This is a genomic window from Shewanella eurypsychrophilus (assembly GCF_007004545.3).
Lineage (GTDB): Bacteria > Pseudomonadota > Gammaproteobacteria > Enterobacterales > Shewanellaceae > Shewanella > Shewanella eurypsychrophilus.
In genome coordinates this window covers 5,383,363-5,407,736 of the sequence record NZ_CP045503.2, presented here as the reverse complement: position 1 = coordinate 5,407,736, position 24,374 = coordinate 5,383,363, and the positions used below count along the sequence as shown (strand labels likewise).

Annotated in this window: 20 protein-coding genes; 10 read left to right on the top strand and 10 right to left on the bottom strand. The window is 44.2% G+C overall.

Going from position 1 to position 24,374, the window contains the following annotated elements; genetic code table 11:
* Window positions 1-79: 79 nt before the first annotated feature.
* Window positions 80-979 (top strand): LysR family transcriptional regulator, encoded by a 900-nt coding sequence (locus FM038_RS23175; protein ID WP_223292957.1) that lies wholly within the window; start codon window positions 80-82, stop codon window positions 977-979.
* 266 nt (window positions 980-1,245) lie between these two features.
* Here the strand turns inward: FM038_RS23175 and FM038_RS23170 are convergent, their stop codons facing one another.
* The 6 genes from FM038_RS23170 to FM038_RS23145 all read right to left on the bottom strand — a co-directional run bounded on the left by FM038_RS23170 (window position 1,246) and on the right by FM038_RS23145 (window position 8,182).
* Entirely contained in the window at window positions 1,246-2,304 is a 1,059-nt protein-coding gene (locus FM038_RS23170) for a porin (RefSeq protein WP_142873978.1), read from the bottom strand.
* Between the two features lie 165 nt (window positions 2,305-2,469).
* Complete coding sequence (locus FM038_RS23165) at window positions 2,470-3,435, bottom strand: formate dehydrogenase subunit gamma (protein ID WP_142873635.1); 966 nt, start codon at window positions 3,433-3,435, stop codon at window positions 2,470-2,472.
* A 110-nt stretch (window positions 3,436-3,545) separates the two neighbouring features.
* A complete protein-coding gene (locus FM038_RS23160; protein ID WP_142873636.1) occupies window positions 3,546-4,160 on the bottom strand; it encodes a TorD/DmsD family molecular chaperone in 615 nt (204 codons plus the stop codon).
* Window positions 4,160-4,705 carry a 4Fe-4S dicluster domain-containing protein gene (locus FM038_RS23155; protein WP_142873637.1) on the bottom strand — a complete coding sequence of 182 codons (546 nt, stop codon included), beginning with the start codon at window positions 4,703-4,705 and terminating at the stop codon, window positions 4,160-4,162. The genes FM038_RS23160 and FM038_RS23155 overlap by 1 nt, the downstream gene beginning before the upstream one ends.
* 10 nt (window positions 4,706-4,715) lie before the next feature.
* Window positions 4,716-6,932, bottom strand: a complete 2,217-nt coding sequence (locus tag FM038_RS23150; RefSeq protein WP_142873638.1) for a molybdopterin-containing oxidoreductase family protein — start codon at window positions 6,930-6,932, stop codon at window positions 4,716-4,718.
* 284 nt (window positions 6,933-7,216) lie between these two features.
* Window positions 7,217-8,182: a LysR family transcriptional regulator gene (locus tag FM038_RS23145; RefSeq protein ID WP_142873639.1), complete on the bottom strand. Its 966-nt coding sequence runs from the start codon at window positions 8,180-8,182 to the stop codon at window positions 7,217-7,219.
* A gap of 525 nt (window positions 8,183-8,707) precedes the next feature.
* Between FM038_RS23145 and FM038_RS23140 the strand changes: the two genes are divergently transcribed.
* From FM038_RS23140 to FM038_RS23120, 5 genes are all read left to right on the top strand, one after another.
* Window positions 8,708-9,403 (top strand): 4Fe-4S dicluster domain-containing protein, encoded by a 696-nt coding sequence (locus tag FM038_RS23140; RefSeq protein ID WP_142873640.1) that lies wholly within the window; start codon window positions 8,708-8,710, stop codon window positions 9,401-9,403.
* Window positions 9,404-9,412: 9 nt separating this feature from the next.
* The gene (locus tag FM038_RS23135) at window positions 9,413-12,451 is read left to right on the top strand and encodes a molybdopterin-dependent oxidoreductase (RefSeq protein WP_142873641.1); all 3,039 of its coding nucleotides are present in this window, start codon (window positions 9,413-9,415) and stop codon (window positions 12,449-12,451) included.
* Window positions 12,452-12,620: 169 nt separating this feature from the next.
* Window positions 12,621-13,205 carry a hypothetical protein gene (locus FM038_RS23130; protein WP_142873642.1) on the top strand — a complete coding sequence of 195 codons (585 nt, stop codon included), beginning with the start codon at window positions 12,621-12,623 and terminating at the stop codon, window positions 13,203-13,205.
* A 972-nt stretch (window positions 13,206-14,177) separates the two neighbouring features.
* Entirely contained in the window at window positions 14,178-15,029 is an 852-nt protein-coding gene (locus tag FM038_RS23125; protein ID WP_199242716.1) for a potassium channel family protein, read from the top strand.
* 142 nt (window positions 15,030-15,171) lie between these two features.
* A complete protein-coding gene (locus FM038_RS23120) occupies window positions 15,172-16,074 on the top strand; it encodes a hypothetical protein (protein ID WP_142873643.1) in 903 nt (300 codons plus the stop codon).
* A 485-nt stretch (window positions 16,075-16,559) separates the two neighbouring features.
* On the opposite strand, the gene FM038_RS23115 is transcribed toward FM038_RS23120, so the two are convergent.
* The 4 genes from FM038_RS23115 to FM038_RS23100 all read right to left on the bottom strand — a co-directional run bounded on the left by FM038_RS23115 (window position 16,560) and on the right by FM038_RS23100 (window position 21,218).
* Window positions 16,560-17,117, bottom strand: a complete 558-nt coding sequence (locus tag FM038_RS23115) for a lipid-binding SYLF domain-containing protein (protein WP_142873644.1) — start codon at window positions 17,115-17,117, stop codon at window positions 16,560-16,562.
* A gap of 187 nt (window positions 17,118-17,304) precedes the next feature.
* Window positions 17,305-19,383, bottom strand: a complete 2,079-nt coding sequence (locus tag FM038_RS23110) for a S9 family peptidase (RefSeq protein ID WP_142873645.1) — start codon at window positions 19,381-19,383, stop codon at window positions 17,305-17,307.
* 117 nt (window positions 19,384-19,500) lie between these two features.
* A complete protein-coding gene (locus FM038_RS23105) occupies window positions 19,501-20,415 on the bottom strand; it encodes a hypothetical protein (protein WP_142873646.1) in 915 nt (304 codons plus the stop codon).
* A gap of 407 nt (window positions 20,416-20,822) precedes the next feature.
* Complete coding sequence (locus FM038_RS23100; RefSeq protein ID WP_142873647.1) at window positions 20,823-21,218, bottom strand: nitrous oxide-stimulated promoter family protein; 396 nt, start codon at window positions 21,216-21,218, stop codon at window positions 20,823-20,825.
* A 410-nt stretch (window positions 21,219-21,628) separates the two neighbouring features.
* Here FM038_RS23100 and FM038_RS23095 point away from each other — a divergent pair, with 410 nt between their 5' ends.
* The 4 genes from FM038_RS23095 (at window position 21,629) to FM038_RS23080 (ending at window position 24,241) form a co-directional block, all read left to right on the top strand.
* The gene (locus FM038_RS23095; protein WP_185965819.1) at window positions 21,629-22,474 is read left to right on the top strand and encodes a hypothetical protein; all 846 of its coding nucleotides are present in this window, start codon (window positions 21,629-21,631) and stop codon (window positions 22,472-22,474) included.
* Between the two features lie 96 nt (window positions 22,475-22,570).
* Entirely contained in the window at window positions 22,571-22,870 is a 300-nt protein-coding gene (locus tag FM038_RS23090) for a hypothetical protein (RefSeq protein ID WP_142873649.1), read from the top strand.
* A gap of 76 nt (window positions 22,871-22,946) precedes the next feature.
* Window positions 22,947-23,240 carry a DUF3630 family protein gene (locus tag FM038_RS23085; RefSeq protein ID WP_142873650.1) on the top strand — a complete coding sequence of 98 codons (294 nt, stop codon included), beginning with the start codon at window positions 22,947-22,949 and terminating at the stop codon, window positions 23,238-23,240.
* Complete coding sequence (locus FM038_RS23080; RefSeq protein ID WP_142873651.1) at window positions 23,237-24,241, top strand: serine/threonine protein kinase; 1,005 nt, start codon at window positions 23,237-23,239, stop codon at window positions 24,239-24,241. The genes FM038_RS23085 and FM038_RS23080 overlap by 4 nt, the downstream gene beginning before the upstream one ends.
* Window positions 24,242-24,374 lie beyond the last annotated feature (133 nt).

Sequence of the window (24,374 nt, the reverse complement as noted above, 5' to 3'; positions counted from 1 at the left end):
TGGGTAATCGATTTGTTTTCCTATGCCGGGCAGTTTATTGTTATTTCATTCGATGATAATTAGCCTTACGGTGAAATCAATGTTCAATAAAACTGAACAAAAGAGGTTGGCTTATCAGATGCTGGTATTTGATGAGGTGATTAAGCAAGGCTCCTTTACTGCGGCAGCTGAGTCGCTGGGACACACTAAGTCAGCGGTAAGCCAGTATGTGAGCCAACTTGAGAGCGGGCTTGGCGTACGTCTGTTAAATCGAAGTACACGGCAATTAAACTTAACCGTGATTGGCCAAAAGCTGGCAGAACGAAGTGAGCAGCTGCTTGATCTGCTTTCTATGACGCTGGAAGAGGTTAAGTCACACGATCTTGCCCCAGCAGGTCGAATCGCGATTACGGCTCCCCATGCATTCGAAGCTGGGTTAGTGACGCCTATAATTGCGCATCTCTGCCATGAGTATCCCAAGCTGATGCCTGAGTTGGTGTTTACCGATGAGCGACTGGATCTGTTACAGCATAATCTGGATATAGCGATTTCGGTAGGGCCACAAAAGGACAGTAATTACCATGCAATATCAATAGGTACATTAGATAGCATTCTGGTGGCTTCTCCTGGTTATTTAGCTAAAAGACCAGTAAATGAGATAAGTTTGGAGTCTCATCATCTGGTCACTCTCCCTTGGCAACATCGAGCCATTCTGCAAAATAATCACAGTGAGAGTATTTTGTTTAGCAGTGATAAACAGTTGAAGGTGAACACCTCTATCAGTGCGATTAATAGCGTGAAATGTGGGATAGGCATTGGCCTTATGCCCTCTATCTTTGTGCAAGCCGATCTCGATCTTGGGCTGCTACAAAGAGTACTCCCTGACTATAGGGGCGAGATGAGAGAGGTGTATGCCTTGCATTCCTATCAGCAACAACTGCCGCCAGTGTTAAGGCGATTTATTGATAAGCTCAAGTTAGCGCTGAACCGGGCATGCTGATTCAGGTCGCCCAGTCCTAAGCAGGACGACCCGCTGCTGCGATTGTTAAGACAGCTTGAATTGCTCCACGATCAACCTGAGTTGATGGTTTGCGGTTGCTAGATTGATGGTTTCATTGCTGGTGGTCTCACCATTGACGCTATCAGCGATTTTCTAAATCCTAACAATTACTTATCTCCACAATAGTGAAATAAATGAAAAGAGGCCTCTAGTAGGCCTCTTTATTGGGGTTAGCTCTTTTGCTTTACAGCTCGCTCAATAGCGACTTAGCCTTTCCAGTTAAGGTTGAAGTCGTATCTGAAGCCTAAGGTTAGTGCTTGATCATCTGCATGCTTATCAGAGTTCTTGGCTAAGTACTCTAAGTGAACACGTACATTTGAGATTGGATTCCACTCGAGGGTCGTATTGAAGCCGTCATAGTCGGCTGACGTGTTGTCATCGATGCCATCTTTAAACTGGAAGTAGCCCAGTTTCACCTTGTAGTTTTTGGCGATAGGGTAGGCCAGCGCAGTGTCTAAGGTGCTACCACTGCGGTCTTGGCTTAAGGCATCAAGGTTATATTGTTTATCTTGGTAGCTGACAGCGACATAGAGATCGTTGCTGAAGGTGTAAGCTACAACGCCACCAATGGTTTGATCATCACCTTCGAGGCTGGCATCTGTCTGGGTGTTTTGGCTGACATAACCTAAGCCTAGATGTAGCTGGCCTAAATCGTAACCGACACCTATGTTGACCATATCGGCACCATTATCACCGCTATTACCATCAACTTGTGCACCAGCCATCCAGGTGAAATCACCGGTGACGAGTTGGTAAGTAATAAAGTTATCGACGAAGAATGGGCTCTCATGATCATAGGCGTATGGGCTGTTACCATGGTTGAAGATATCGACATATTCGGCAACTAAGGTGTACTGAGCCGGACGTTGCTTACCTATACCCACTTGCCCGTATGGTGAAGCGATAGCGGCATAGGCTTGGCGTGCCTTGCCAAAGTTCCCCGAATTGGCGATGTCTACGCTCCACTCTCCCTGAGCTATAGCGCTCCAACCATCGGCAAATTCTGTGCTGGCCTTGATACCTACACGAGACAGGGCATCACGAACATCCCAGGTTTTATCTTGGCTGTCATCCAGGTAGCTAAGTGTTGGACGGATTGAGCCATATAGACTGACCTGACTATTTTTAAATTGTGATGCTGTGGTGTTGTGTTCGAGCTGGGCTACACGCTCCTCTAATGACTGAGCCTCATCGGCATAGGCGTTATAGCTGCAAAGGGTCACGGCAATTGCCACGAGTGATTTTAGTGTGTTCATCGTATTCATCTTCTTTGTTTTTTCAGGCTGCAACTAGCCGCCATTCTCTTTAGGCAAGAGTCGGTTAGTGCAAAGCTGAACTATTTTTGGGTCAGAGCCTAAGCTCTATTTGAGATTGCTCACCACCCTATGAAGTTGATGGTGAGCAAAGCTTGATGCTAGGAATTAGCCCGTTTACTTGAGTTCTTTGAACCAAAGGTTGTGGTGCTGCTTGGCCCAGTTTTCATCGCAGTATCCAGAGGTCATGTTAGACATGCCGCCTTCAGACATCACAGTGGCCATAAAGATATGGACCACAGAGAAGGCGCTGATGATGACAGTGGAGACGATATGCGTGAGTAACATAAGGTTAGCGGTGTTCTTGCTAACCTCGAACGTGGCTGGAAACATCATGATTAACCCGGAAATTATCATGAAGCCGCCGAACAGTGCGAAGACCCAAAACCAGAGTTTCTCACCGGCGTTGGCGAAGCCTGCATCTGGATGTTGTTTCTTACCCATATTGATGTAGCCACCCAATACGGCGAACCATTTGAGATCGTAACTTGTGGGGATCTGCTTAGGTGCCCACATCAAGATCATCAAGATGTAACCCGCAATGAAGGGAAATACCATTAGCTCATGCAGTCCGCTAGACAGTCCAACTAAGGCTGCCCAGCTGGAAGCATTCATGCCTGGCTCCATATAGAGTCGACCACCCGCAAGGATCAAACCGGATAACATGAGTAAGATGCAGGCAATTGCTCCGAGCCAGTGAACACTGACACTTAAGCCTGACCAGCGCTTGATCATCTTTCCCGAGAAGCCTTTATCCAGGCGTGAGATCCCGTTCACCATGATGAAGATGATAAACAAGGCTATTACGCCAAACAGACTGGCATAAACCAGAAATGCGATATTGTCGGTTGCGCCTAAATAGCCGAGCACGGCTTCATCGGCATCTTCTGGAATTGATGCCGGTAATAGCAATTCTGCTTGTGTCGGCATCCCTCTAAGTTCAGGTATATCCCCCGGTATTGCATGTATCTCTATCGTTTGCCATTGCTGTGGCTGCAAGGTGGCAACGTCGGTTGCCATCGCAGTTCCACAGGTAAGCAAACCGACGAGAATAAAGCTAAACCAGCGTATTGCTTTGTTCATTAATAACTCCTTTGCGACTCATGTCGCTTAGTTGGCGCTAGCCGCTAACCCCGAAATAATGGTGGATTCGGAAATTGACGGATAATGCCGTTTTACTCGGTAGCGATGAGTTAACAGGGGTTTGGACTGTTAACATCATCTTTCATCTGACTGGTAATAAAGTGATGAAGTTCTATAGCAAATTCCCGCCAAAAAGCGTGAAAGGCATGTTGGCGTATTCCTTCGCAGAAGGGAGCGATCCAATTGCCAAGATGCTTGCTGAGAAACTCATTGGCTAGCTGCTTGAGCTCTTTGAACGCATCAAGATTATTGACTTGTTTCTGTTCACAAGCTAAGGCGTGAACACAGTAGAGAAACTCAAGTTCATTACCGATAAAATCGGCTGGTTCATTAAACTTATCATCGATAACCAGGCCTATCTCTTGGTAAAACTCGGCAACTCTCACCGTTTCATCTGTGTTTATGACATGGTTGCCACTGATATATATCCCTTCATAAGGGGCTACCAGCAGTTTATATGGTCCAATGCACATGCGATTAAAATCAAACTCAAGCTCCGCAGGATCTTCGATAAACTTTATCGCTTCGGCGAGTAGTGGACTCTCTGGCCTACTTGCGCTCAGGTAGTCGATGAGGCCTTTCAACGCCTCAGTGCCCGAAGGATTAAAAATCATCGATTTATAAGCGAAGTATGCCGCTGTGGTTGAGCCATATTCAGCCTTCATTATGCACGTTCCTTAATGATCACCATGTTAGGTTTAGTGATGCAGTCGCCATAGCCTACGCCCTCTTTACTTGCCGAAGGTTTCTTGAGCACTTCATCGATACTGTCGACTTCTATGCATTGCACCGGGCAGCCGGTTACACAGGCTGGTTTCATGCCGCGGTCCAGCAGTTCGACACACATGTTGCACTTATCGGCCTTGCCATCATCTTCGCGAATACTCACGGCAGAGTAAGGACAGGCGCTGACACACAGGCCACAACCAGTACATTTCTCACGATCTAACACAACGATGCCGTCATCTCTTACGTGGTAGGCCTTAGTTGGGCAAACCATGAGACAGGCAGGGTTTTCACAGTGCATGCAAGAGTGAGATAGCCACACATCAATCGCGCCATCTTCACGCTGTACTTCATAGCGGTCGACCTTACGAAATCTGTGGTTCTCTGGCAGTTCATTGTGGATTTGACAGGCGACAGTACAGGCACCACAACCAACACAGTTCTCTTGTCTGAAGACAAAGCCCACTTTTTGATTAATAGACATCTTTTACTCCTTAGGCTTTTTCTAGCGCGACATTAGTCGAATGGTATGCGGAGCAGCCGCCCATATCGGTTAACTTGTCGGTTGTGAGGTTGTTGGTACAGCTTGCTTTACCCTGTGGATCCATACGGCGCCAGTTGTTTTTCGGTGCCATAAGAGTGCCACGGCCAACCTGAGACGACACTTGCGCGATAAAGAACGCCTCGCCCCTGTGGTTGCTGAGTCTGACTCTGTCGTTGTTCTCGATCCCTAATTCTTTGGCATCTTCGGTATTAACCTTGGCGAAGTAGGCTGGGAAGTTACGAATGTACTTCACGTTGTAGAAGGCGCTGTTTGCACGCTGAGGGATAGCCGGAGATAACATGCGGAACGGCAAGTTTTTCTCTTCAGGGATCATCTCATCTTCAGGCAGACCAAAGTCGATAACAGGGTGGTAGCCTGCATCTTTCATCATCTCTGAATAGAACTCAATTTTGCCACTGTCAGTCTTATACTTGCCGTCACCGAAGTAGGGACGTTGATCGTAAACCGTGACAAATTTCTCTTTGATGATCTGCTCGTAAGTGATGTTGTTATGTCTAAATGCTGGTTCATCTGTGTCTAAGAAGTCACGCAGGATCTGCTCATAATCGACCCGCAGCTCGGGGTGATGATCTAGCCCCATATGGGCGGCTAATTCCTTGAAGAAGATCCAGTTGTCTTTAGATTCTCCAACCGGTTCAATGACCTTCTCTGAGGTTTGCATGTGGTAACAGTTATAGTCAGTGCCCATGTCAGGGAACTCAAACTGTGTGGTCGATGGCACGATAATATCTGCCAGCTCTGCGGTATCAGTCATCAGAAAGTCATGAACGACTAAGAAGAGATCATCACGCATGGCACCACGACGACAGGCATTTGAATCGGGGGCAACCGATACGAAATTACCGTTGTAGTTAATCACAGCCTTAATTGGCTTGATTGGCTTGCCATAAGCTGTTGGATTTGTTGGGTGAATAGCTTTGGCGATCTCCGTCATGTTGACATGACCTACGGTATCGCTATTAGGGTGAATGTGATCGGCACGGCCCTTAGAGTAGTTTAGGCTGTCATCAGCTTGGGTATTATCGTAGATAAAACCGTTACCAATCTTTCCATATTGACCCGCAACGGCGTGCATCATTGCGATAGCGCGAGACATACGTGCACCGTTGTAGTTACGCTGCATACCGTAACCTAGACGTAATACCGATAGCTCAGATTCACCGTAAGCCTTGGCGAACTTGAACATCTTCTCTGTTGGTACGCCTGTGACCTTCTCAATTTCGTCGTAGCTCATTCCGTCCAGGCGTTTTAGCAAGTCCTGATAACCCAGTGTGTTGGCTTCGATAAATTTGGTGTCGGCTAAGTTATTCTCGATCAGGTACTTCATGATCCCGGCTGCCAGGTGCGTATCAGTACTTGGCTTAGGTTGAAGCCAGATATCGGCCTGAGAGGCGATAGGAGTTCGAATAGGGTTAACGACTAATAGCTTGGCGCCTTTATCACGAGCCTGATTGATAAACTTGATGCCGTGAACGTTAGTTGCAGTTTCGTTTTGGCCCCAAGATATATAACAATTGGTGTAGATATTGTCGTATGGATCTGGACCTTGATAAGTACCGGTCACAGATTTAAGGCCTTCATAGGCGGCAAATACACAGACTTTACGGTCTAGTTTACGTGCACCGACGGCGTTGAAGAAACGGCTTGGTCCGCCGTACTTACCGATAACCCCTTCGTGGCCCGAGTAGCTGTATGGCAGAATTGAATCGGCACCGTGATCTTTAATAATAGTCTTCAGGCGAGAGCTGATCTTTGCATAGGCTTCATCCCATGAGATACGACGCCATTTTCCTTCGCCTTTTTCACCCGCACGTTCCATAGGGTGTAAGATACGATCGGCAGCATAGGTGTATTGTACGTAAGCATGGCCTTTAACGCAGGGAGAGGTGCCCATCTTCTTCATCTCTGAAGCACCTTCAACATAAGTCATACGGCCATTTTGCACGGTAAACTTCAGTAGACAGCGATCGGCACAATTACGTTGGCAAGTGTGATATTTAATCTCACCTTCGCGCTTGAGCAACTTGTCAGGTGCGCCGCCACGTTGTTCCGTAGCACTGGCAATGCCGGGCATCAAGCCTGACAGAGAGCTGACAATGGAGCTGGCTCCAACCCCCTGCAGAAATGCGCGTCTGTTAATCTTCATATGTGTTCCCCATCTTGATAGTGTTATTCACTACTTAATTTTTATTTGTAAAGTTAGATACTTCACTTTGAAGCTATGTACGACTCAGGCTTCAGGCGTAGCTTGATGGTGCCGTTACATGCTTTTTGCTCACACTAATAATTATTTATAGCTATGGTTTAGCTCACTCTTTTGTTGCTGATATTTAAGTCTGTTGTTTGTCACGCTCCTATTGATTCAATGGGTACTGAATGACTAGCCGGTGCAGGGACTAATTATTCATTTATGGCTATTTAAGGTATAAATTATTCATCACTAGCGAGTCGCCACTCTCTCTCTAAGCCGCAGATTAGTTTGGATTTAACCCAATTAAATGCTGCTGAATTATTGGTATTTCCAAAGAGAACATAGTTGCCAATCTCTCGGTTTTCTCTGCGGCGGATACGGCATTTTCGTGCTAAATATTCTGGTAATTTGATGTATTGGATCTGAGGAATCATCTTGACGAACTGACGTGTGAACTGATTGCAGCTCAATGTCACCGCATCGCTTTCACTAAGTAGTCTCATGGCTGATGCGAGACTATCGGTATAGCCTTCAACGTCCATGGTGAGATTTTGTTCGCGGCACAGATTGACTAATAGCGGGCAGGTCAGATCGTCATAATTGTCTATTTCAAGGCAAGGGTATTGTGAGATGGATTCCAAGGTCAGCGATTGAGAGAGTAATGGATGATCTTTTCTGGCTAATAAATATAGGCTGTCGGTTTCGGAGAACATCTCATAATTGAGGTTTTTACCATTAAATCCTTCATACACAACCACGAAGTCCATATCACCATTGGCCAGCTCCATACTGCAATCGTGGGTGAGCACGCGAACATCGAAGCGAAGATTGGGTGCTTCTAGAAGTATGTCATCGCGTATTACCTTCTTCACCGCATAGACGAATTCATCATAGGCATGAATGATGTATTGGCCACCTGACTCGGCAGGCGTAAAGACGGAATGCTGCACCTCTATTTGTTGGTACTGTTCGACGAGTGCCTTTGCCATTGGAATGATCTGGTGAGTTTTTTCTGTGGCGACAAATCCGGAAGCGCGACGTATAAATAGTGAATCTTTAAATATCTCTCTTAATATTTTTAAGGTGCGGCTGACCCCAGATGCTGTCATGCCTAATTCGTTGGCTGCATGATGACTTTGACCATGTTCATATATTGAAATGAAAACTTTTAATTGATTGTAATTTAACTGGTCAATTTTATTCATGGTATATATCAAGTGATTTGTTATTGGCTGGTATCATCTATGTATCTCGGCGTTAATACAGTGCTATATGTCACACTTTTAATGTGGTTATTATTCTTACTTTGATATTAATCTCAATTTTTAAATATCGATAAATACAAATATCGATATTCGATATTTGTATTTTATTCATTAATTATTTGATTTTTATAAATTAAAATATTGTGGTCGCATCGGGGCGCTTGATCTTGTCTTGGTGTAACGCGTTGTATTTTAATGTATTCTTGGTGTGATTGTTTCGTTTGTTTAATATTTGGGATTATTTGTTGTACTACAATGTGATTAATTAATTATCATAATCACATTAAAATACTATCTAGGATTTTATTTCACAATTTATTTTTTTATTTTTAAAGTGTGAGCTTTGTTTTAATCTTAAATCTTAAATTTAATACTAGTTATTAATTCTTTCTTATATGTGTATTTTAAAATAAAAGGTCAATTCATATTGGCTGTGAAAATATAGTTTATATATAAGGGTGGATTATGTTGGATAGACGTTCCATATTAAAAATGGTTGCTGGTGGTGCCATGCTGTCAATTGTGCCGATGGCACAATTACAGGCAAAAACTGCAGGAAAACGTTTGGCTATGGTGTTTGATGTTCGCCGTTGTACTGGATGCTTATCCTGTACCGTCTCTTGTGCGATGGAAAACCAGACTGATGCAGGACGAGGAAGAACCCGAGTTAATCAAGCGAGTATTGAGCATCAAGGTGAGATATCAACGTTAGCCGTACCAAATCAGTGTAATCAATGTGATAACCCTGCGTGTGTATATGTATGTCCTGTCGAAGCGACCTATAAGCGTAAAGAAGATGGCATTGTTGTCATTGACCATGATGAGTGTATCTATTGCCAGCTTTGTGTCGATGCTTGTCCATATGGGGCTAGACGCAAAGATGAGACGTTAGAATCTCCCCCGGAAAAGTGTAATTTCTGTATTCACCGCGTATCAGTAGGCCTGCTGCCTGCCTGTGTTGAGACCTGTATTGGTGAAGCTAGGGTATTTGGCGATCTGAATGATCCTGAAAGCAAGGTCTCTGAGCTACTTAGGGACAATAAGGCGTATGCCATGTTATCTGAGGCAGGTACTCAGCCCAATATCTTTTATATCGGTTTACCAGAACAGACAGACGATCAAGAGATCTTGTCACTTAATTTTCTCGAATGGCAGCGCTAGGAGTTGACAATGGATAGACGTAAATTTTTAACCCAAGCGGGCGCTGTTTCTGTCGCTGCAGCTACTGTGGGTTGTGGTGAAAAAACTCAAGCATCCAATGCTGTGCGCAGCGAAGATGTATCCCGTTTCGGTCACCCAATTGTTCCAGAGTGTCTACAGAGTGCCGATGGACAATGGAGTAAAACGCCTGGAATAAGAACGGCATATTCTCGTTGTTTCAGTTGCTATAACATCTGCGGCTTACGGGTACGCATCGATGAAGCGAGTGACAGAGTTCTCAAAGTTGGTGGTAACCCATATTGTGAGAACAACTCAGGCTCTCCATTACCTATAGATATGCCTGTTAAGCAAAGTTATATAGCCTTAGCGGGTGAGGCAGGATTGGAAAATCGCGCCACTACCTGTGCTAAAGGGGCGAGTTGTGCCGACTCCGTTGATGACGAACGTAGGGTTACCCAAGTACTTAAACGTGATGGAAAGCGTGGCGAGGGTAAGTGGGTCAGCATCAGTTATGAGCAAGCGTTAAAAGAGATTTTAGAAGGTGGAGATCTGTTTGGAGAGGGCCATGTAGAGGGGTTAAGAGCTGTACGTCAGCTCGATAAACAAGTTAAGCCTGGATTCCCGGAGTTTGGCACCGCGGCTAACCATCTGTTTGCTACATTTTGCGCCGAAGATACGCTGCGAGGTAGTTTTTATGCGCGCTTCATGCAGCAGTCTTGGGGCACCAGCAACTTAGGTACTAAGCACGCTTATTGCGGAGCGGCGCAAGCAACTGGCTATAGCCTTGGAATGGCGGCTGGTTTTGAAGAGTGGCTCAACGATGTCGACTGGGAAAATGTCGAATATGGCTTGTTTATGGGCACCAGCCCAGGTTCATCGGGTAACAGTCTTAACCGAGCTGGACGTGGGCTTGCAGATAGCCGAGTCGATAGAAAATTCAAGTATGTGTGTGTCGATCCGTTATTACGTACCACGGTTGCCGCAGATACTAATGCCAAATGGTTAGCAGTAAAACCTGGCCAGGATGCCGCATTCTCCTTCGGTGTCATTCGCACCATGCTTGAGGAGGGCTGGTTCAATAAGGCCCATCTTGAAGGGGCGAGTGAGAAGGCGGCGAAGGCAGCGGATGAGCTTAACTATACCAATGCCGGCCACTTGGTGGTGATGGATCCTAAACATGCGAACTACCTAGACTTCGCTAAGGCCGCCGATTTTGGCCTAGGTGGCGATGAAGCGTTAATCATCAAATCGGGGAGCCAAAGCAGCCTAGTGTCTGCCGAGAATGGTGACAAGGCTGAGCTGTTTGTCAGTAAAGCGTTTAAGGATAGCAAGGGCCGTAAGGTTAAGCTGGTTTCTTCCCTGTCTCTGCTTAGAGAGGAAGCCCAGCGTACCAGCATGAAGGTCTATGCCGAACAATCGGGGATCGGCATCGAAGATATGCGTCAGGTGGCGAGAGACTTAGGCCATTATGGGCGTAGGGCTTGTATCGCAGGTAACGGCGGCACTAACTCTTCCGATGGATTCGTGATGGGTTGGATCTGGGCAACATTGAATACCTTAGTGGGCTCCCATGATGCTAAAGGTGGCGCGACTTACGGCAATGGTCCTATCGGTGGCATGGAAGGGCGTTATGATCTGGCTAATATCGCCGATGGTGTCAGTTTAGATGGTGTCGTCAATGCCTGTCGTGATGGCGCTTATGAGTCCTCTACCGAGTATCAACAGAAGGTAGCCAAGGGACAAAACCCCTATCCGGCAAGCACACCTTGGCATGAAGTTCTGCCAGCCATGAATGCTGCCGAGCAGTGGACCAGCCATGCTAACGCCGACCCATATCGGGCCAAAGTGTTGTTCAACTGGCGCAACAACTTCCTCTACAGTGCTGCATCGATAAGCCAGGAAGTCGTGGCGAGTATCGCCGATCCTAAGCGTTTGCCTCTCATAGTAGGTATCGATTGTCACATGAATGAAACCAACCGTTATGCGGATTATTTCATTCCGGATCGTTCAATGCTGGAGGAGTATGCCGCCGATCGTATGTGGGGATCGCATATGTTGGGGGTTGTTGCTGCAGCGCCATTGGTCACACCGAGAACGGTTAAAAACGAACGTGGTCAGCATGTGTGTATGGAGCAGCTGTTGATCGATATCGCCCTAGAGATGAATCTCCCCGGCTTCGGTAAAGGAGCGATCGTTCACGCGGATGGTCATCAGGCAGACTTGCTATGTTTCGAAGATTGGCATGCTAAATATCTGGCTAACGTAGCGGCTCAGTGTGAAAACCTGCCTAAGGTGACTGCTGAGGACAGAGAGTGGGCCGGGCTGGATTATGCGATGAAACCGCTGAGTCCAAGATTGACCCCAACTGAAACGAGTCAGGTAGAGTCCTTACTGTCACGTGGCGGTTACTATGTGGCGGATGATCGTTATGACGGTGAGTTTATCAAGGGGGCGGGTGCTAAGTGTCTGCAGATCTATCATGAAGCCGTTACTCACTTGCGTCATGCCTATTCTGGAGAGCGTTATCCAGGGACAATAACCTATCAGGAACACAAATTCTGGAATGGAGATACCTGGGAGAGTCATTGGCCTAAGTCGGAGTATCCTCTGTTGTTCTCAAGCTACAAGGCGACAGTGCGTTCTAACTATGCGGTGGCCTATAAGCGTATCGCCGAAATTAGTCCGACTAACTATGTCTATATGAACCAAGATACCGCCAGTGAGCAGGGTTTAAGCGACGGCGATAATGTCAAGCTGATAACAGCGAATGGCAAGCCTGCCGTTGGTCTGTTGCAGACCGATTCGGGGGTGGCGAAAGGCGCTGTATGTGTCTCCCATGGTTTTGGTCACACCCAAGGTTTTGGTGGTGATGACAGGATTATCAATGGTCAAAAGCTGGCGGGTTTAAAAGAGCGTGCCGGTGGTGTGGCGATTAATCAGATGATCCCATCGGATCCAACTCGAAAGCAGAAGGCCAGCATGCTCAATGATTATTGGACAGGTGCTAACTGCCGTCACGGCATTCCAGTCCGAGTTGTGAAAGCCTAGCCTGTCCTGTCCCTTAGGCAGGAGTTTAATCGACAATTAGTGCTTTCCATTACCCTCCCCTCAGTAATTTCTTTCGCTGAGGGGCTTTTATATCAATGGTATTAGACCCTTTAAGTTAAAATTTATCTCCTTATGTTAGGCTGCTATTTACAAGTAATTGGAGATAATAATGAAAACAACAAAATACTCACAGGTAGCTCTTTTAGCCGCCACTACTTTTGCACTTCCGGCTATGGCTGTAACCACTGAGCAGACAGATTTTTTCGATAGTATTGCTGCCCATTGTGGTAAAGCGTTCGAAGGCACTGTGACAGCAGGAAACACTGCCGACTCAGCATTCAACGGAAAGAAACTTATCATGCATGTGCGTGAGTGTACCGACACGGAACTAAAAGTTCCTTTTCATGTTGGTGATGACCATTCCCGTACTTGGGTGATCACTAAAACTCAATACGGCTTACATTTAGCCCACGATCATCGTCACAAAGATGGCAGTGAAGACAAGGTGACTATGTATGGCGGTATGACTGCAGATATGGGAAGTGCAACTGAGCAGTCTTTTCCCGTCGATGCCTATTCGATCAATAACTTTAGAGAAAATGGTTTAAATGTCTCTATTACCAATGTGTGGCATATGTACATCAAACCACAAGAGTTTACTTATCGCCTGACACGTGAAGAGCGTGATTTCAGAGTCGACTTTGACCTGACTAAACCGGTAGCGTTACCGCCAGTTCCATGGGGACATAAGTAGTTCGCCTTTGAATGAAGGTTGATGACATTTTTTGATTTAGCTTTCGGCTGAGTTGGTATTTGGTGGTGGGGTTGAAGGTCGTACCTTAAATGTAACCTACCGCCTGGCAGCCGTATCTACACCCGTTTATCAATCTCTTCGAATGAAGACTGATTACATTTTTTGATTGAGGTTGTGGCATCATTGATACTTGGAAGCGTGTTTGAAAGTCGTACTTTCATGGCAACCTATCGCTTCCCAGCGGGGGCTATGTAGATGCTTCTGCGAAACGCCGCAAGCACATCCCTGTGGGCTCTGCGACAGCTTCCATGCTGTCGAAGCTCGCAGCCGTATCTACACTTGGTGGTTTACAAGAACATTTGACCTTATTCGCTCCGAGCTGTTTATTCATTTTTTGTCATTCCGGCAGAGCTTTTTAGCCGGAATCCAGTGACCTTTGCTGTTGGCATATGTCATTGAAGGTCATTACTCTATTGTTATCTAACGCTTCCCAGCGGGGGATGTGCAGATGCTTCTGCGAGACGCTGCAAGTCCATCCATGGAAGCTCTGCCAAATCATCCCTGATTTGGAAGCTCGCAGCCGTATCTACACTTGTGGATTTACAAGAAGGTTTGACCTTATTCGCTCCGACCCCTTTGTTCGAGGCTTGAGCCGTATGCAGTGAAAGTTGCACGTACGGTTCTTAGGAGAGCAGCACCTGGCAACAGGTGCCGCTTATCCGACAGAAATTAGTTATGAACTGTAAACCCCAATCAAGAAACAACTTTCTTGAAGTCATAGCAGGTGTAAACGCGGCAGTGACCTTCCGTGACAAGGATGTCACGGTAGAGCCATATCGATAATTTTGAGCTTTTGTGTCTTTTGTGAAAGTTTGAGGAGTGTCAATTCACGCTTTGCTATTGGGATGTACAATATACAGTTGTATATTCAATAGAATGAAAGTTTGCTTGAGCGTTTTGATCAAGAGTGTATTGGATATAATTTTTGCAGCAAGGTTACATAATTGTTTTAAACGCATTTTTATAAGAAGGTTTGAGAGTATCCTTTCCAAAGAGCGTTGGCATAATATATTAGATTTTTATATTCATTGGTTTAGGTGGTTGCTTTTAGTGATAAAATTCTTCTTGAAACTTATTTGTAGTGATTTAGTCTCTGAAAAACGATTTGTACATCCAGCGATTAAGTCTCAAGGCTGGAAAGTATCTAAAATCTGGAATGAGAAGACAGAAAAAACATTTGGAATCGAGAGATTACTTAGATTGCTACTAGTGATTTCCGCATTCGTATTTCCTGGTTTGTATGTAAGGCATATTTCAGGTTACGGTGGGTTGTTGTGCAGAAAACTAGCAACAGAGTTCTACGTTGTGGTAAAGCTATGTTTTCCGTTAGTTGTATTCTCATTAGAGTTACAGTCAAATCCATTTGTTCTAGCTTTAACTGGTTATCTGCTAGTTGAAACTCTTTTGTACCTCTTGGGGCTAATTTTTCTGTCTGATATATATGTTAGTCCAATTTCAAATAAAAGATCTTACCTGATGGTGATGATTAACTATGTCGAGATTTGTTTGGGGTTTGGAGTACTTTACGAGGGGTTTGCTTCAATCGATGGTCTAAAAGGCAGCATTGATGCAATCTATTTTAGTTTTATAACAGCAACTACAATTGGCTATGGCGACATGCTGCCAAATGATCTTAAATCTAAGGTTTTGGTTATTACTCAGTCAATGTACACCTTGGTTTTAATTGGTCTTGTACTGACCAATTTTACATCAAATATCAACTACAAAAATGAAACATATAAGACAAAAGGTGGGGGGGAATAACATAACAAATCGTTAAGACAGATTAGCGACATTTGGAATTTTTTGTGTAAATCAAGTTTAGTATCTACGACACGATATTTTAGGTCTGGTGGAGGTGATGCTCACGACTTAATGCGGCGTTAGCTTAAATAAGAGGTTAAATTTGAAGTTAGTAGATATATTAGATGATGGAAGATTAAAGCCTGCGCTCGTAATTGGCAACGGTATCAATCGATACAACAGTACTCGTGCTGATGGAAACAACTCTTGGGACAAAATGCTATTAAAGCTGTGGGAAATTCACAGTAAGTCAGCATCACAGCTGTCTGCACCCGAAGGGATCTCGCTTACTGAATTTTATGACGCTCTCGATTTAACTAAGAGTTCTGACGAAATTAACTTGCAGAAAGAGTTCTGTGGCTTAATGAGTAACTGGACACCAAAAGAGCATCATGTGGGTATTTCTACATGGGCTCAGAGTAAGAATGTACCAATATTAACCACAAACTTTGAGGAAACATTGTCCTCAAGTTTTACTAAAGACATCACGCACTTTAATTCAAAATCTTTTACTGACTTTTATCCTTGGGAAAGTTATTTCTCTAATCATCAAGTTCGTGATCCTGCCGGTGAGTTTGCCATCTGGCACATCAACGGAATGCAGCGATACAACCGAAGTATACGGTTGGGGTTATCCCATTATATGGGCTCAGTCGAGAGAGCTAGAAGGCTAATTCATAAAGGTAATGAATCGAGGTTGTTTTCAGGAAAAAATGTAGATGAATGGTCTGGTTATCAAAGTTGGTTACATGTTGTTTTCAATAATGACTTAATATTTATCGGGCTTGGTTTAGATACAACAGAAGTCTTTTTACGTTGGCTGCTAATAGAGCGAGCAAAGTACTTTAATCTATTTCCTCACCGTAGAAAGGCAGCTTATTTTGTTCATGCGAATACAAGCGTATTATCAACTGGACAAACATTGTTTTTAAGTAGTGTAGGGGTCCAAGTTGTGCATGAGAGCTCCTATGATGAACTGTACCGAACTCCTTGGGCATTAAGCTAACAAAGCATTTAAGAGAGATTCCCAACTCGTGGCATTTTCAGTTCGAATCGAGCCTTGTGGTTAAAGTGCAATTGTTTAGATTCGGTGGCAGCGTTACTCACTACTTAACGCAGCATCAGTCACTAGGTAATATAATCGAAGAAGTGAATAAGCTGATGTAGATACGGCTGTGGGCTTCGGTTTCAGGGATGAAACCGCAGAGCGTATAGGGACACTTCTTATGAAATCAAGAGCCAGCGCCCTACAGAAGTAGCTACATGTGAGGTCACTCATTCACATCCTTGCAATCATGACATTCGTAAATCCATTTACAGCACCTGCTGCAAGCAATAAATACCAATGAAGCTTTGGTACTGAGCAAGCTAACCCAATACCAAACCTGCTCAATGAACCCAATATCAAGAAAGATATTTGAAACTTGTTATCCGACAACAAATTGCAGAAGGCCCTAGTTTCTAGAACCTAGAACCTAGAAACCTCAAACCTTACTTCTCTTCAAAGGTAAACGATTGTCCTGCTAGCGCTGCTTCAAACATCAAGCCGCCTTTTGCTAGCGTATAAACTGCCATGCCATTGATATAGGCGGCTTTAGCGGCTGATTTGCCTGCACTGCTTGAGTTACCTGTGGTACCTGCCTGAGCGTTAGCGCCGATAGTGATGGCTACTGCCGATGCCTGAGCACCAAACTCGAAGCTGCCACTGGTAAACTCATTGTAGGCTTTAGCATCTTTGAAGAAGATGATCTCACTATAGGCTTGGCCACCAATCTGGAATCCAATAGATATCTGAGTCAGGCTGGTGTCACCTGCGTAGCCATTGCCTTTAAATACACGCCCTTTACCATATGCGGCTCCGATGCCGAATCCACCTTTGCCCACGGTAGGGAAGATCGCATATCCATAAGCATTATCGAAAAATTTATGGGTATCGTTAGCCTGCTTAAAGTTAGCAACTGTCTCGGCATAGCTTTCATCTGCGATAGCGGCCTGGCTCATAAAAAGGCTGACGATAAGAATACATGTGGTTGAAATGAACTTGTTCATTTGGACTCCGTTGCAAAAATGCTGCTAAAACCAATTTAATGAAATACCTATACACCATACCCAGCAATTGACCTAAATAGAATGCTACAGGCAATAAAAAGCGCCGTTAAAGGCGCTTTTATCTGAGCTTGTCAGCTAAGGTACAGACTAAAGTAAGCCGTTCACAGCTTACTTTAGCTATTGATTTTTAATCGATAGCCTTATCTAACACACTTTTATCTAGTACATAATGATTGAACCACTTCTGATCCCATTCCATCTTAGCCTTTCTGTGTTGATACTTGCTCAGGCCATGGCCTTCACCCGGATAGACGATTAACTCCACTGGCACATTGAGGTAATGCTTTAGGGCACGATATAAGCCTTGAGCATGACCGGCTGGCACACGCTGATCATTCTCGCCGATGTGGATCAGAGTCGGGGTTTTGATCTTGTCTGCATGGGTGAGTGAAGATCCGTGGGTATAAGCATCAGGTTTTTCCCAAGGAAGCCCTTCCATGAAGTTAACCACGTGGCCCGGTGTGTCCTCTAGCATCCATTGTAAGCGCTGATCAAACACTCCAGCACCTGAGCTGGCCGCCTTGAAGCGGGTATTGGTACTGATTAATGCATTAGTGAGGTAACCACCATTACTCCAACCCATTACAGCCATCTTGCTGCCATCGGCTATACCATCAGCGATCAATTGATCGACACCAGCCATGATGTCTTTGACTTCAATATCATGTTCTTTACCCACGAGATCGGTAAGGAACTTGTCACCGTAACCGGTAGAGCCACGATAGTTTGGAGATAATAAAGCCCAGCCGTTTGCAGTGAAGGTGGAGCGACCATAAGATCTATGTTGCAGCGCAAAAGGTGTTGCAGATGTCGGGCCGCCATGAATTTGCACAATTAATGGCAATGGACCATCTTCTTTCTTATACCCAGCTGGGAGGTCTAATATCCCCTCGACTGTTGACCCATCTGGCGCCTGCCATTTGACGATTTTTATTTGCGGCAAGATCCAGCTATCAACTTGTGGATTGATATTGGTCATGCGCTTATATTTAGCACGTTTACTGTCGGCATCGGCGATGTATAGGTCATAGAAGTGTTCCAGACCGTTATGACTAAAGGCGAGCTTTTCTCCATTGTGGCTAAAGCTGTAACTACCAATGACAAGATCATCTTTGACTACAGTGCGTGTATCACCTTGCTTACCATCTTCAACTTCAGTACAGAATAGTTTGACTCGAGCATGCTCTGAACCTCGATAACAGAGCTCATCGCTGTTAGGACGCCACTGAATATCTGCTGAATTGAGTGTGACATCATCTGGACGTGTTAGCTCCACTAGAGCATCAGTCTTAGTGTTGCTGATAAACAGCTTTCCTGGGTGACCATCGAAGTCGATTCTAAAGGCAAGTTGCTGATTATCACTGTGCCAGTCTAAGCCGAGTAGCCAACCATAAGCAGAGGGGGCTTGTTCACGCCAGCTGTTGTCTTCTAATACTTTATTGGTTTTATTTTGAGTGTTGTAAACCTCAATATTTGACCAGCCCTCTAGATACACCAGCTCATTATCTGATGTGGTGATCCGCGCAATCTGGCTTTCGTCATCGCTGACATTAAATTGCCAAACGACCTTGTCATCATCGAGTAATAACTCTTGTTTAAAATGTTGTAGATCTAACTTGTAGATAGGGTTAGTTTTTCTTTCTCCATGGCCATATTTTGGCGCATCGTGACTGGCACGCATTCCAGCCCAGAGGTCTTTATCTTTGACTGTTTTAGTGGCGAGAAAATACAGGTTATTGCCGTCATTACTGATTGAGAAAGCGTTAACACCTTCGACCTCTTTGGTCATAGGCACAGCTTCACCACCATCTTTGCTTATTCTGAAAACTTGGCTTTTACCGTTGAATGGCGCTTTTTTATTTTCATGAGTCACCTTACCTAAGTAGTAAATATAGTCACCGTCTGGACTCCAAACTGGGCTAGATTCACTTTCATTAGTAAAGGTCAGACGTGTAGTTTGGCGCGTTTTAGTATTGACTTGCCACAGGTCTTTTTGGGTTTTATCCAGTTCTTTGTCCCAGCGAGATTCTAACCAAATAGCTTGTTTGCCATTAGGGCTGAGCTTTACGCTACTCATGCCGCCGATATCGAAAAAATCATCAATGGTTATTTGATGATTTCGCTCTGATGCGAGTGAAGATGATGACGTTAACAGGAGCCCCGCAGTGATCACCGCAAGCTTTGATACTTGATATGCCTTTCCCATCTTTATCCCTTTTATATTTGAATGCTTTAGTTATTTTTGTTGCAGACACAATAACGTAAAAGCTTCAGCTCGGAAATATAGAGAGGTGAAAAGCAATGATATATTTGTTCAAGTCGATCACACTTTATGATCAACTTGATCTTTTTTGGGGTCCTCTTTCAATAGCTGATGAAGGTAGCTTAATTCCTCTGAGCTGAGTAGTTGGGAACTGGCCTTATTAATGTTGTTATTACTACTATTGCTGTTAATGGTGAGTCTGCCTCTCAAATAAGCGGCTCTTGTTATTTGCTGTAGCCCATATATAGCTAAAATATAGATGGTCAATAGCAGGGCTAAGCGGGTAAATACCTGAGTGAGATCTGAAATTTGATCACCAAAATAGAAGGGAAGAATGACCAGCACGGTGCGGATTAACCAGTTAGCCATCATTGAAAATGTCAGTACGAGCAGCCAACGAAACTTAATATCTCTTAAGCTCTCCTGATGCACATTAGGCGTGCGTCCTCGGTGCTTAGTGAGCATGCGTATAATCAGAAAAAAGTAGGTAGCGGTTTGTAAGCTGAGCAAGCCTGGGAGCAAGGCCCCTAATTGGCCCAAATAGCCTAGCCTGGTCTCTTTGCTTAACGAGATTAAACTGGTTTCTGGTGTGATGTTTTTACTGATTAGTGATGCAGTGAGTACGATAACTGCGACAATCAGTGCAAGGTAAAAATGCTTTGAAAAGCGGATTGGCCGACGAATATTGTGCAAACTTCTGTAGCAGTAGAGATACAGGAGTGGCATCAATAGGAAATAGACAGGAATGATGAGAGTGAATAACAGGTGTATTGGTGCTGGAGAGTTATCCCGGTTGAGCATACCGGTGAAAAAATACAGTGCCATTAAGCTAAATATACTACCGAGTAGCTTATGGTTTCCATTGCCCTCTCGGTAAATATAGCGAATGTACAGGCCTAGCCCGATGCAGTGCAGACCGCCGAGAAGTGATAACCACCAATAACTCTGTGATAAAAAGTCATTAAATTCATTCATAGCAATTCATTGTCAACTGTAGAGTAGGCAAGAGCAAGTTAAATCGGGTAAATAATCACCTATTTATTGAGTATGAAACATGGCGTGTACAAGATTGATAAGTATATAGAACCTTTAACAAATGATGCGTAACACAGATGCATAATGACCATTAGGGAAATTAACCTATGCCTTATACCAATCAGTATTCTACTAGTTGTTTTTATCTATAGGTGTGTGATTAAGGCGACAGGATCATTGGCTAGAATAAAATTTGATTAATGTTCTGGTCAGTTAGGCGGTGCTTGTTGGTGGAAAGTTCATTTAAAAGTGAAATAGTGAAAGTATGCCAAATAGCACTCACAATAGATGTTGAATCACTATTGTTGGTAATGAATGAAGTTAGAAGTAAGTGACGAAAGTGGGTGTTATTCCGTTTTAGCTTCCTGCTGCTTTCTTAGATGGCGGTTTGACTGGTGAAGCGGTGGTTTACCGGGAATGTCACCTCTGCCTGATAATAAGTGTCGTATCGCCATAATGGGATGAGGCAGAAGCATTTTTGGACCCGCAAAAATCATGATCTCTCTAGCCTTCTCCTTCATATGGGGTTTATAACAGTGTACCGGACATTTATTGCAGGTTGGCTTTTCTTGTCCATAGGGGCAGCGATCTAAGCGAGTATGGGCGTATTGAAGAAACTCTTGGCACGCTTGGCAATCAGACATGTCGCCATGTTTATGAGCGCGACAATAGATCTCAACCATAGCTTGTATGGTCTGAAATTCGCGTAGTAATTTACCTTGAAGTAACTCCTGCGTTGCCATAACCGTTCCTTTCACATGTTCACAAAATGGTGCTGTGGTTTAAAATCTTAGATGTCTAGTCACCCTCAGATGTTTAGCAACCATAGTACCTTACTAATTTACTCAGTTATTATATCGCTTCATTTGAGTCTGCTTCAATCATGGTCGCTTAAACTATGAAGGGGCGCACAAAATACCTGTTTTAGCTCGATGCTATGTTTAACAATTTTTCATGTCATAGAGTTGTAATTTGATGCAAATAACTGACAAAATAGGGCGTTAGCGCTATGAATTGAGAATTATGATTAAAAATGTATATAAATACTTGATTTGTAGCAGGGGAATGAATTATTAATATCGGTTACTATCTGAACATGGATAGAAACTATACAGCCTGACACAAGGCTGAAGTCAATCACTGGTGGACGACAATGAAATATATAGCCATTATTTTGCTAGTTGCTCTAGGCATTTATCTGTATAACCGCGCTAAGAAACTGGCAGAAGATGAAAAACAACAGACGAGTATGCCTGTTGAAAAAGACGTTTTTGAAGAGCTTCAATCCGAGGATGCTAAAGAGACCGCTAATTCTACAGATGAAGTCGCACCTGTCGAACAGCTTGAACCTGAGGTTATCGCGGAGAAACCTGCAGATAAGGTCGTGGAAGAAGTAGAAGCTGATGAAGCTAAAATGCCAGTGGACGAGGGACTAACGTTCGAGGCACAAGAAACGGCAGAGGTTAAAGAGGCAGATATTCAGCCTGAACTTGCGAGTAGTGAACAAGCGGTTAAAACTGTTGCAGAGCCAGAGCCAGAGCCAGAGCCAGAGCCAGAGCCAGAGCCAGAGCCAGCTAAAATTGAACCTGAGTCCACTGTGGCTACAGTGGCGGTTACCGATGAATCTTGGGCGAATGAAAAATTGACCCAAGCGTTATTTGAATACCGTGGTGCTGCCGACAATGAGATTAAGCATACGGGTCTGCTTGCAGTTATTTTTGAGTGTTATAAGCAACGTAAGCAAACTCAGTATTGTGAATATGGTGCTGCACTATCGCCCTATTACCTATCACTGTTTGCTGTGCTTGAGTCTCCTTCAACACAAAAAGGCATTGGCTTTATGCATTTGTCGACTTTGCTCAATGACTGTGGTGAGTTTGATAATGCCATTGCAGTCTGCCAAAAGGCGAAGGATTACGGACTTAGCGATGGCACAGTTACAGGATTTGAAGGGCGTATTATTCGAATCGGCAAGGCTAAGGCAAAATCGTTGAAGTAACTCGTTTACCCAAAGGGGTATAACAAGTGTAAAATAAGGCGAACTAAGTTTCGCCTTTTTTATTGGCTGCTATTTAATGGCACGTTTGGAGTTTTTATGGGATTTATCAGAATATTTTTATTGGGTCTATTTGTTTCATCTTTGACCGCTTGCACACAAAACCCAGAGTGGACGCTATTCTATTATGCTGACACTAAAGATATTCCGCATGAAGCTAAACTAAGCGAACATATCTCAGGTTACTACGCTACTTCAAAGCATTGCCTACTAAAAGGTGCTGGCATGGCTAAGCTGAGTGAATCAGGTATTGGGAGCTATCAGTGTGGTCACCTGTGTGTCGCCATTGAAGGTAAGGCGCTAAGTTGTGAGAAGTTTATTGATAAACTTGAGTTATAGTCGATGTAAATCATCATTGCTTTGATTGAGCCACTTGTCCTTGTGGCTTTTTTATATTTATACAGAGATAGTAATAATGAAGTTAGATTCATTAACCTTAGATGCTGGGTCAAACAGCTTATCTATTCAAGCAGATATTGATTTTGAACAGTTTCATGTGTTTGCAGAGCCATTGGTTACAGCGACAGATTGCAGAGTGATTGAACGCCATGATGGCGCAGATAGACATCAATGGTTGTTGATGTTTGAAGGCACTCATATTCAGCTTAATTATGAATTTTATGGTGATATTTGCTGGTTTAGTGTCGAGCGAGCAGATGATTTTGAAGTGTTGGAATATCTGGCTAGCCTGCTGAGGAAGTTATTATGACTGCAGACAAACAAGGTTCGGCTTTTCATTATCAGGCGTTGACGCCTGATCTCATCTTGGATGCAATTGAAAGTCTGGGGATCTATCCAGAAACGGGTTTGCTAGCACTCAACAGTTATGAGAATCGTGTTTATCAATTCCGCTGTGATAACGGCAAGCGTTACGTGGTCAAGTTTTATCGTCCACAGCGTTGGAGTGATGAGCAGATACAAGAAGAGCATGACTTTTCCCAGGCGTTATTCGATGAAGAGATACCGATTGCGACGCCGCTGATCATCAATGGCCGCTCATTGCATGAGTATAAAGGTTTCAGGTTCGCCCTGTTTCCCTCCATAGGCGGTCGTGCGTTTGAGGTGGATAACTTAGAGCAGTTAGAGGCAACAGGGCGCTTCATTGGTCGTATCCATCAATATTCGAAGCAGGGGAAGTTTGCCCATAGGGATCTCGTGAACCCACAGGTCTTGGGGGATGAGTCTCTGCTTTGGTTGAAAGAATCGGGACATGTACCATCATCCTTGGTGTTACCCTATTTCACTATTGTCGAACAAGTATTGGATAAATCGAAGGAGATCTGGAATCAGCAGAATCCCAAGCATATACGTTTGCATGGGGATCTTCATCCGGGCAATATCTTGTGGACTCCCGACGGCCCAGGATTTGTCGATCTGGATGATGCGCGCACTGGGCCGGCAATTCAAGATCTATGGATGATGATCACCGGTGATAGCTCACAGAGGCAACTTCAGTTAGAGATCTTGCTGGAAGCTTACGAAGAGTTTTGTGAGTTTGATGCTAAAGAGCTAAAGCTGATTGAGCCATTAAGAGCTATGCGCATGTTGCATTATAATGCTTGGCTGAGCCGACGTTGGGATGACCCGGCATTTCCGATGAATTTTCCTTGGTATGCAGAGGAGAGATATTGGGAGCAACAGATCTTGGCATTTAAAGAGCAATTAGCAGTATTAGATGAGCCAGCGTTAAGCTTGATGCCTGGTTATTAATCAATGTTAATGGGTAAAGTTTGATATTATGACTAATCTATATATTGATAATAAAATCATTTTGTAACAGAAGATTGAACTTTTTGCTTGGGATAATCTCAAATGTTTTATTATGCTAGACACAACTCCATTT

Coding starts and splice junctions, on each gene's coding strand:
- FM038_RS23135 (WP_142873641.1), top strand. CDS start 9,413: ATGGATAGACGTAAATTTTTAACCCAAGCGGGCGCTGTTTCTGTCGCT.
- FM038_RS23080 (WP_142873651.1), top strand. CDS start 23,237: ATGACTGCAGACAAACAAGGTTCGGCTTTTCATTATCAGGCGTTGACG.
- FM038_RS23145 (WP_142873639.1), bottom strand. CDS start 8,182: ATGAATAAAATTGACCAGTTAAATTACAATCAATTAAAAGTTTTCATT.
- FM038_RS23100 (WP_142873647.1), bottom strand. CDS start 21,218: ATGGCAACGCAGGAGTTACTTCAAGGTAAATTACTACGCGAATTTCAG.
- FM038_RS23175 (WP_223292957.1), top strand. CDS start 80: ATGTTCAATAAAACTGAACAAAAGAGGTTGGCTTATCAGATGCTGGTA.
- FM038_RS23165 (WP_142873635.1), bottom strand. CDS start 3,435: ATGAACAAAGCAATACGCTGGTTTAGCTTTATTCTCGTCGGTTTGCTT.
- FM038_RS23140 (WP_142873640.1), top strand. CDS start 8,708: ATGTTGGATAGACGTTCCATATTAAAAATGGTTGCTGGTGGTGCCATG.
- FM038_RS23095 (WP_185965819.1), top strand. CDS start 21,629: ATGAAATATATAGCCATTATTTTGCTAGTTGCTCTAGGCATTTATCTG.
- FM038_RS23170 (WP_142873978.1), bottom strand. CDS start 2,304: ATGAATACGATGAACACACTAAAATCACTCGTGGCAATTGCCGTGACC.
- FM038_RS23160 (WP_142873636.1), bottom strand. CDS start 4,160: ATGAAGGCTGAATATGGCTCAACCACAGCGGCATACTTCGCTTATAAA.
- FM038_RS23155 (WP_142873637.1), bottom strand. CDS start 4,705: ATGTCTATTAATCAAAAAGTGGGCTTTGTCTTCAGACAAGAGAACTGT.
- FM038_RS23150 (WP_142873638.1), bottom strand. CDS start 6,932: ATGAAGATTAACAGACGCGCATTTCTGCAGGGGGTTGGAGCCAGCTCC.
- FM038_RS23110 (WP_142873645.1), bottom strand. CDS start 19,383: ATGGGAAAGGCATATCAAGTATCAAAGCTTGCGGTGATCACTGCGGGG.
- FM038_RS23105 (WP_142873646.1), bottom strand. CDS start 20,415: ATGAATGAATTTAATGACTTTTTATCACAGAGTTATTGGTGGTTATCA.
- FM038_RS23085 (WP_142873650.1), top strand. CDS start 22,947: ATGAAGTTAGATTCATTAACCTTAGATGCTGGGTCAAACAGCTTATCT.
- FM038_RS23115 (WP_142873644.1), bottom strand. CDS start 17,117: ATGAACAAGTTCATTTCAACCACATGTATTCTTATCGTCAGCCTTTTT.
- FM038_RS23090 (WP_142873649.1), top strand. CDS start 22,571: ATGGGATTTATCAGAATATTTTTATTGGGTCTATTTGTTTCATCTTTG.
- FM038_RS23130 (WP_142873642.1), top strand. CDS start 12,621: ATGAAAACAACAAAATACTCACAGGTAGCTCTTTTAGCCGCCACTACT.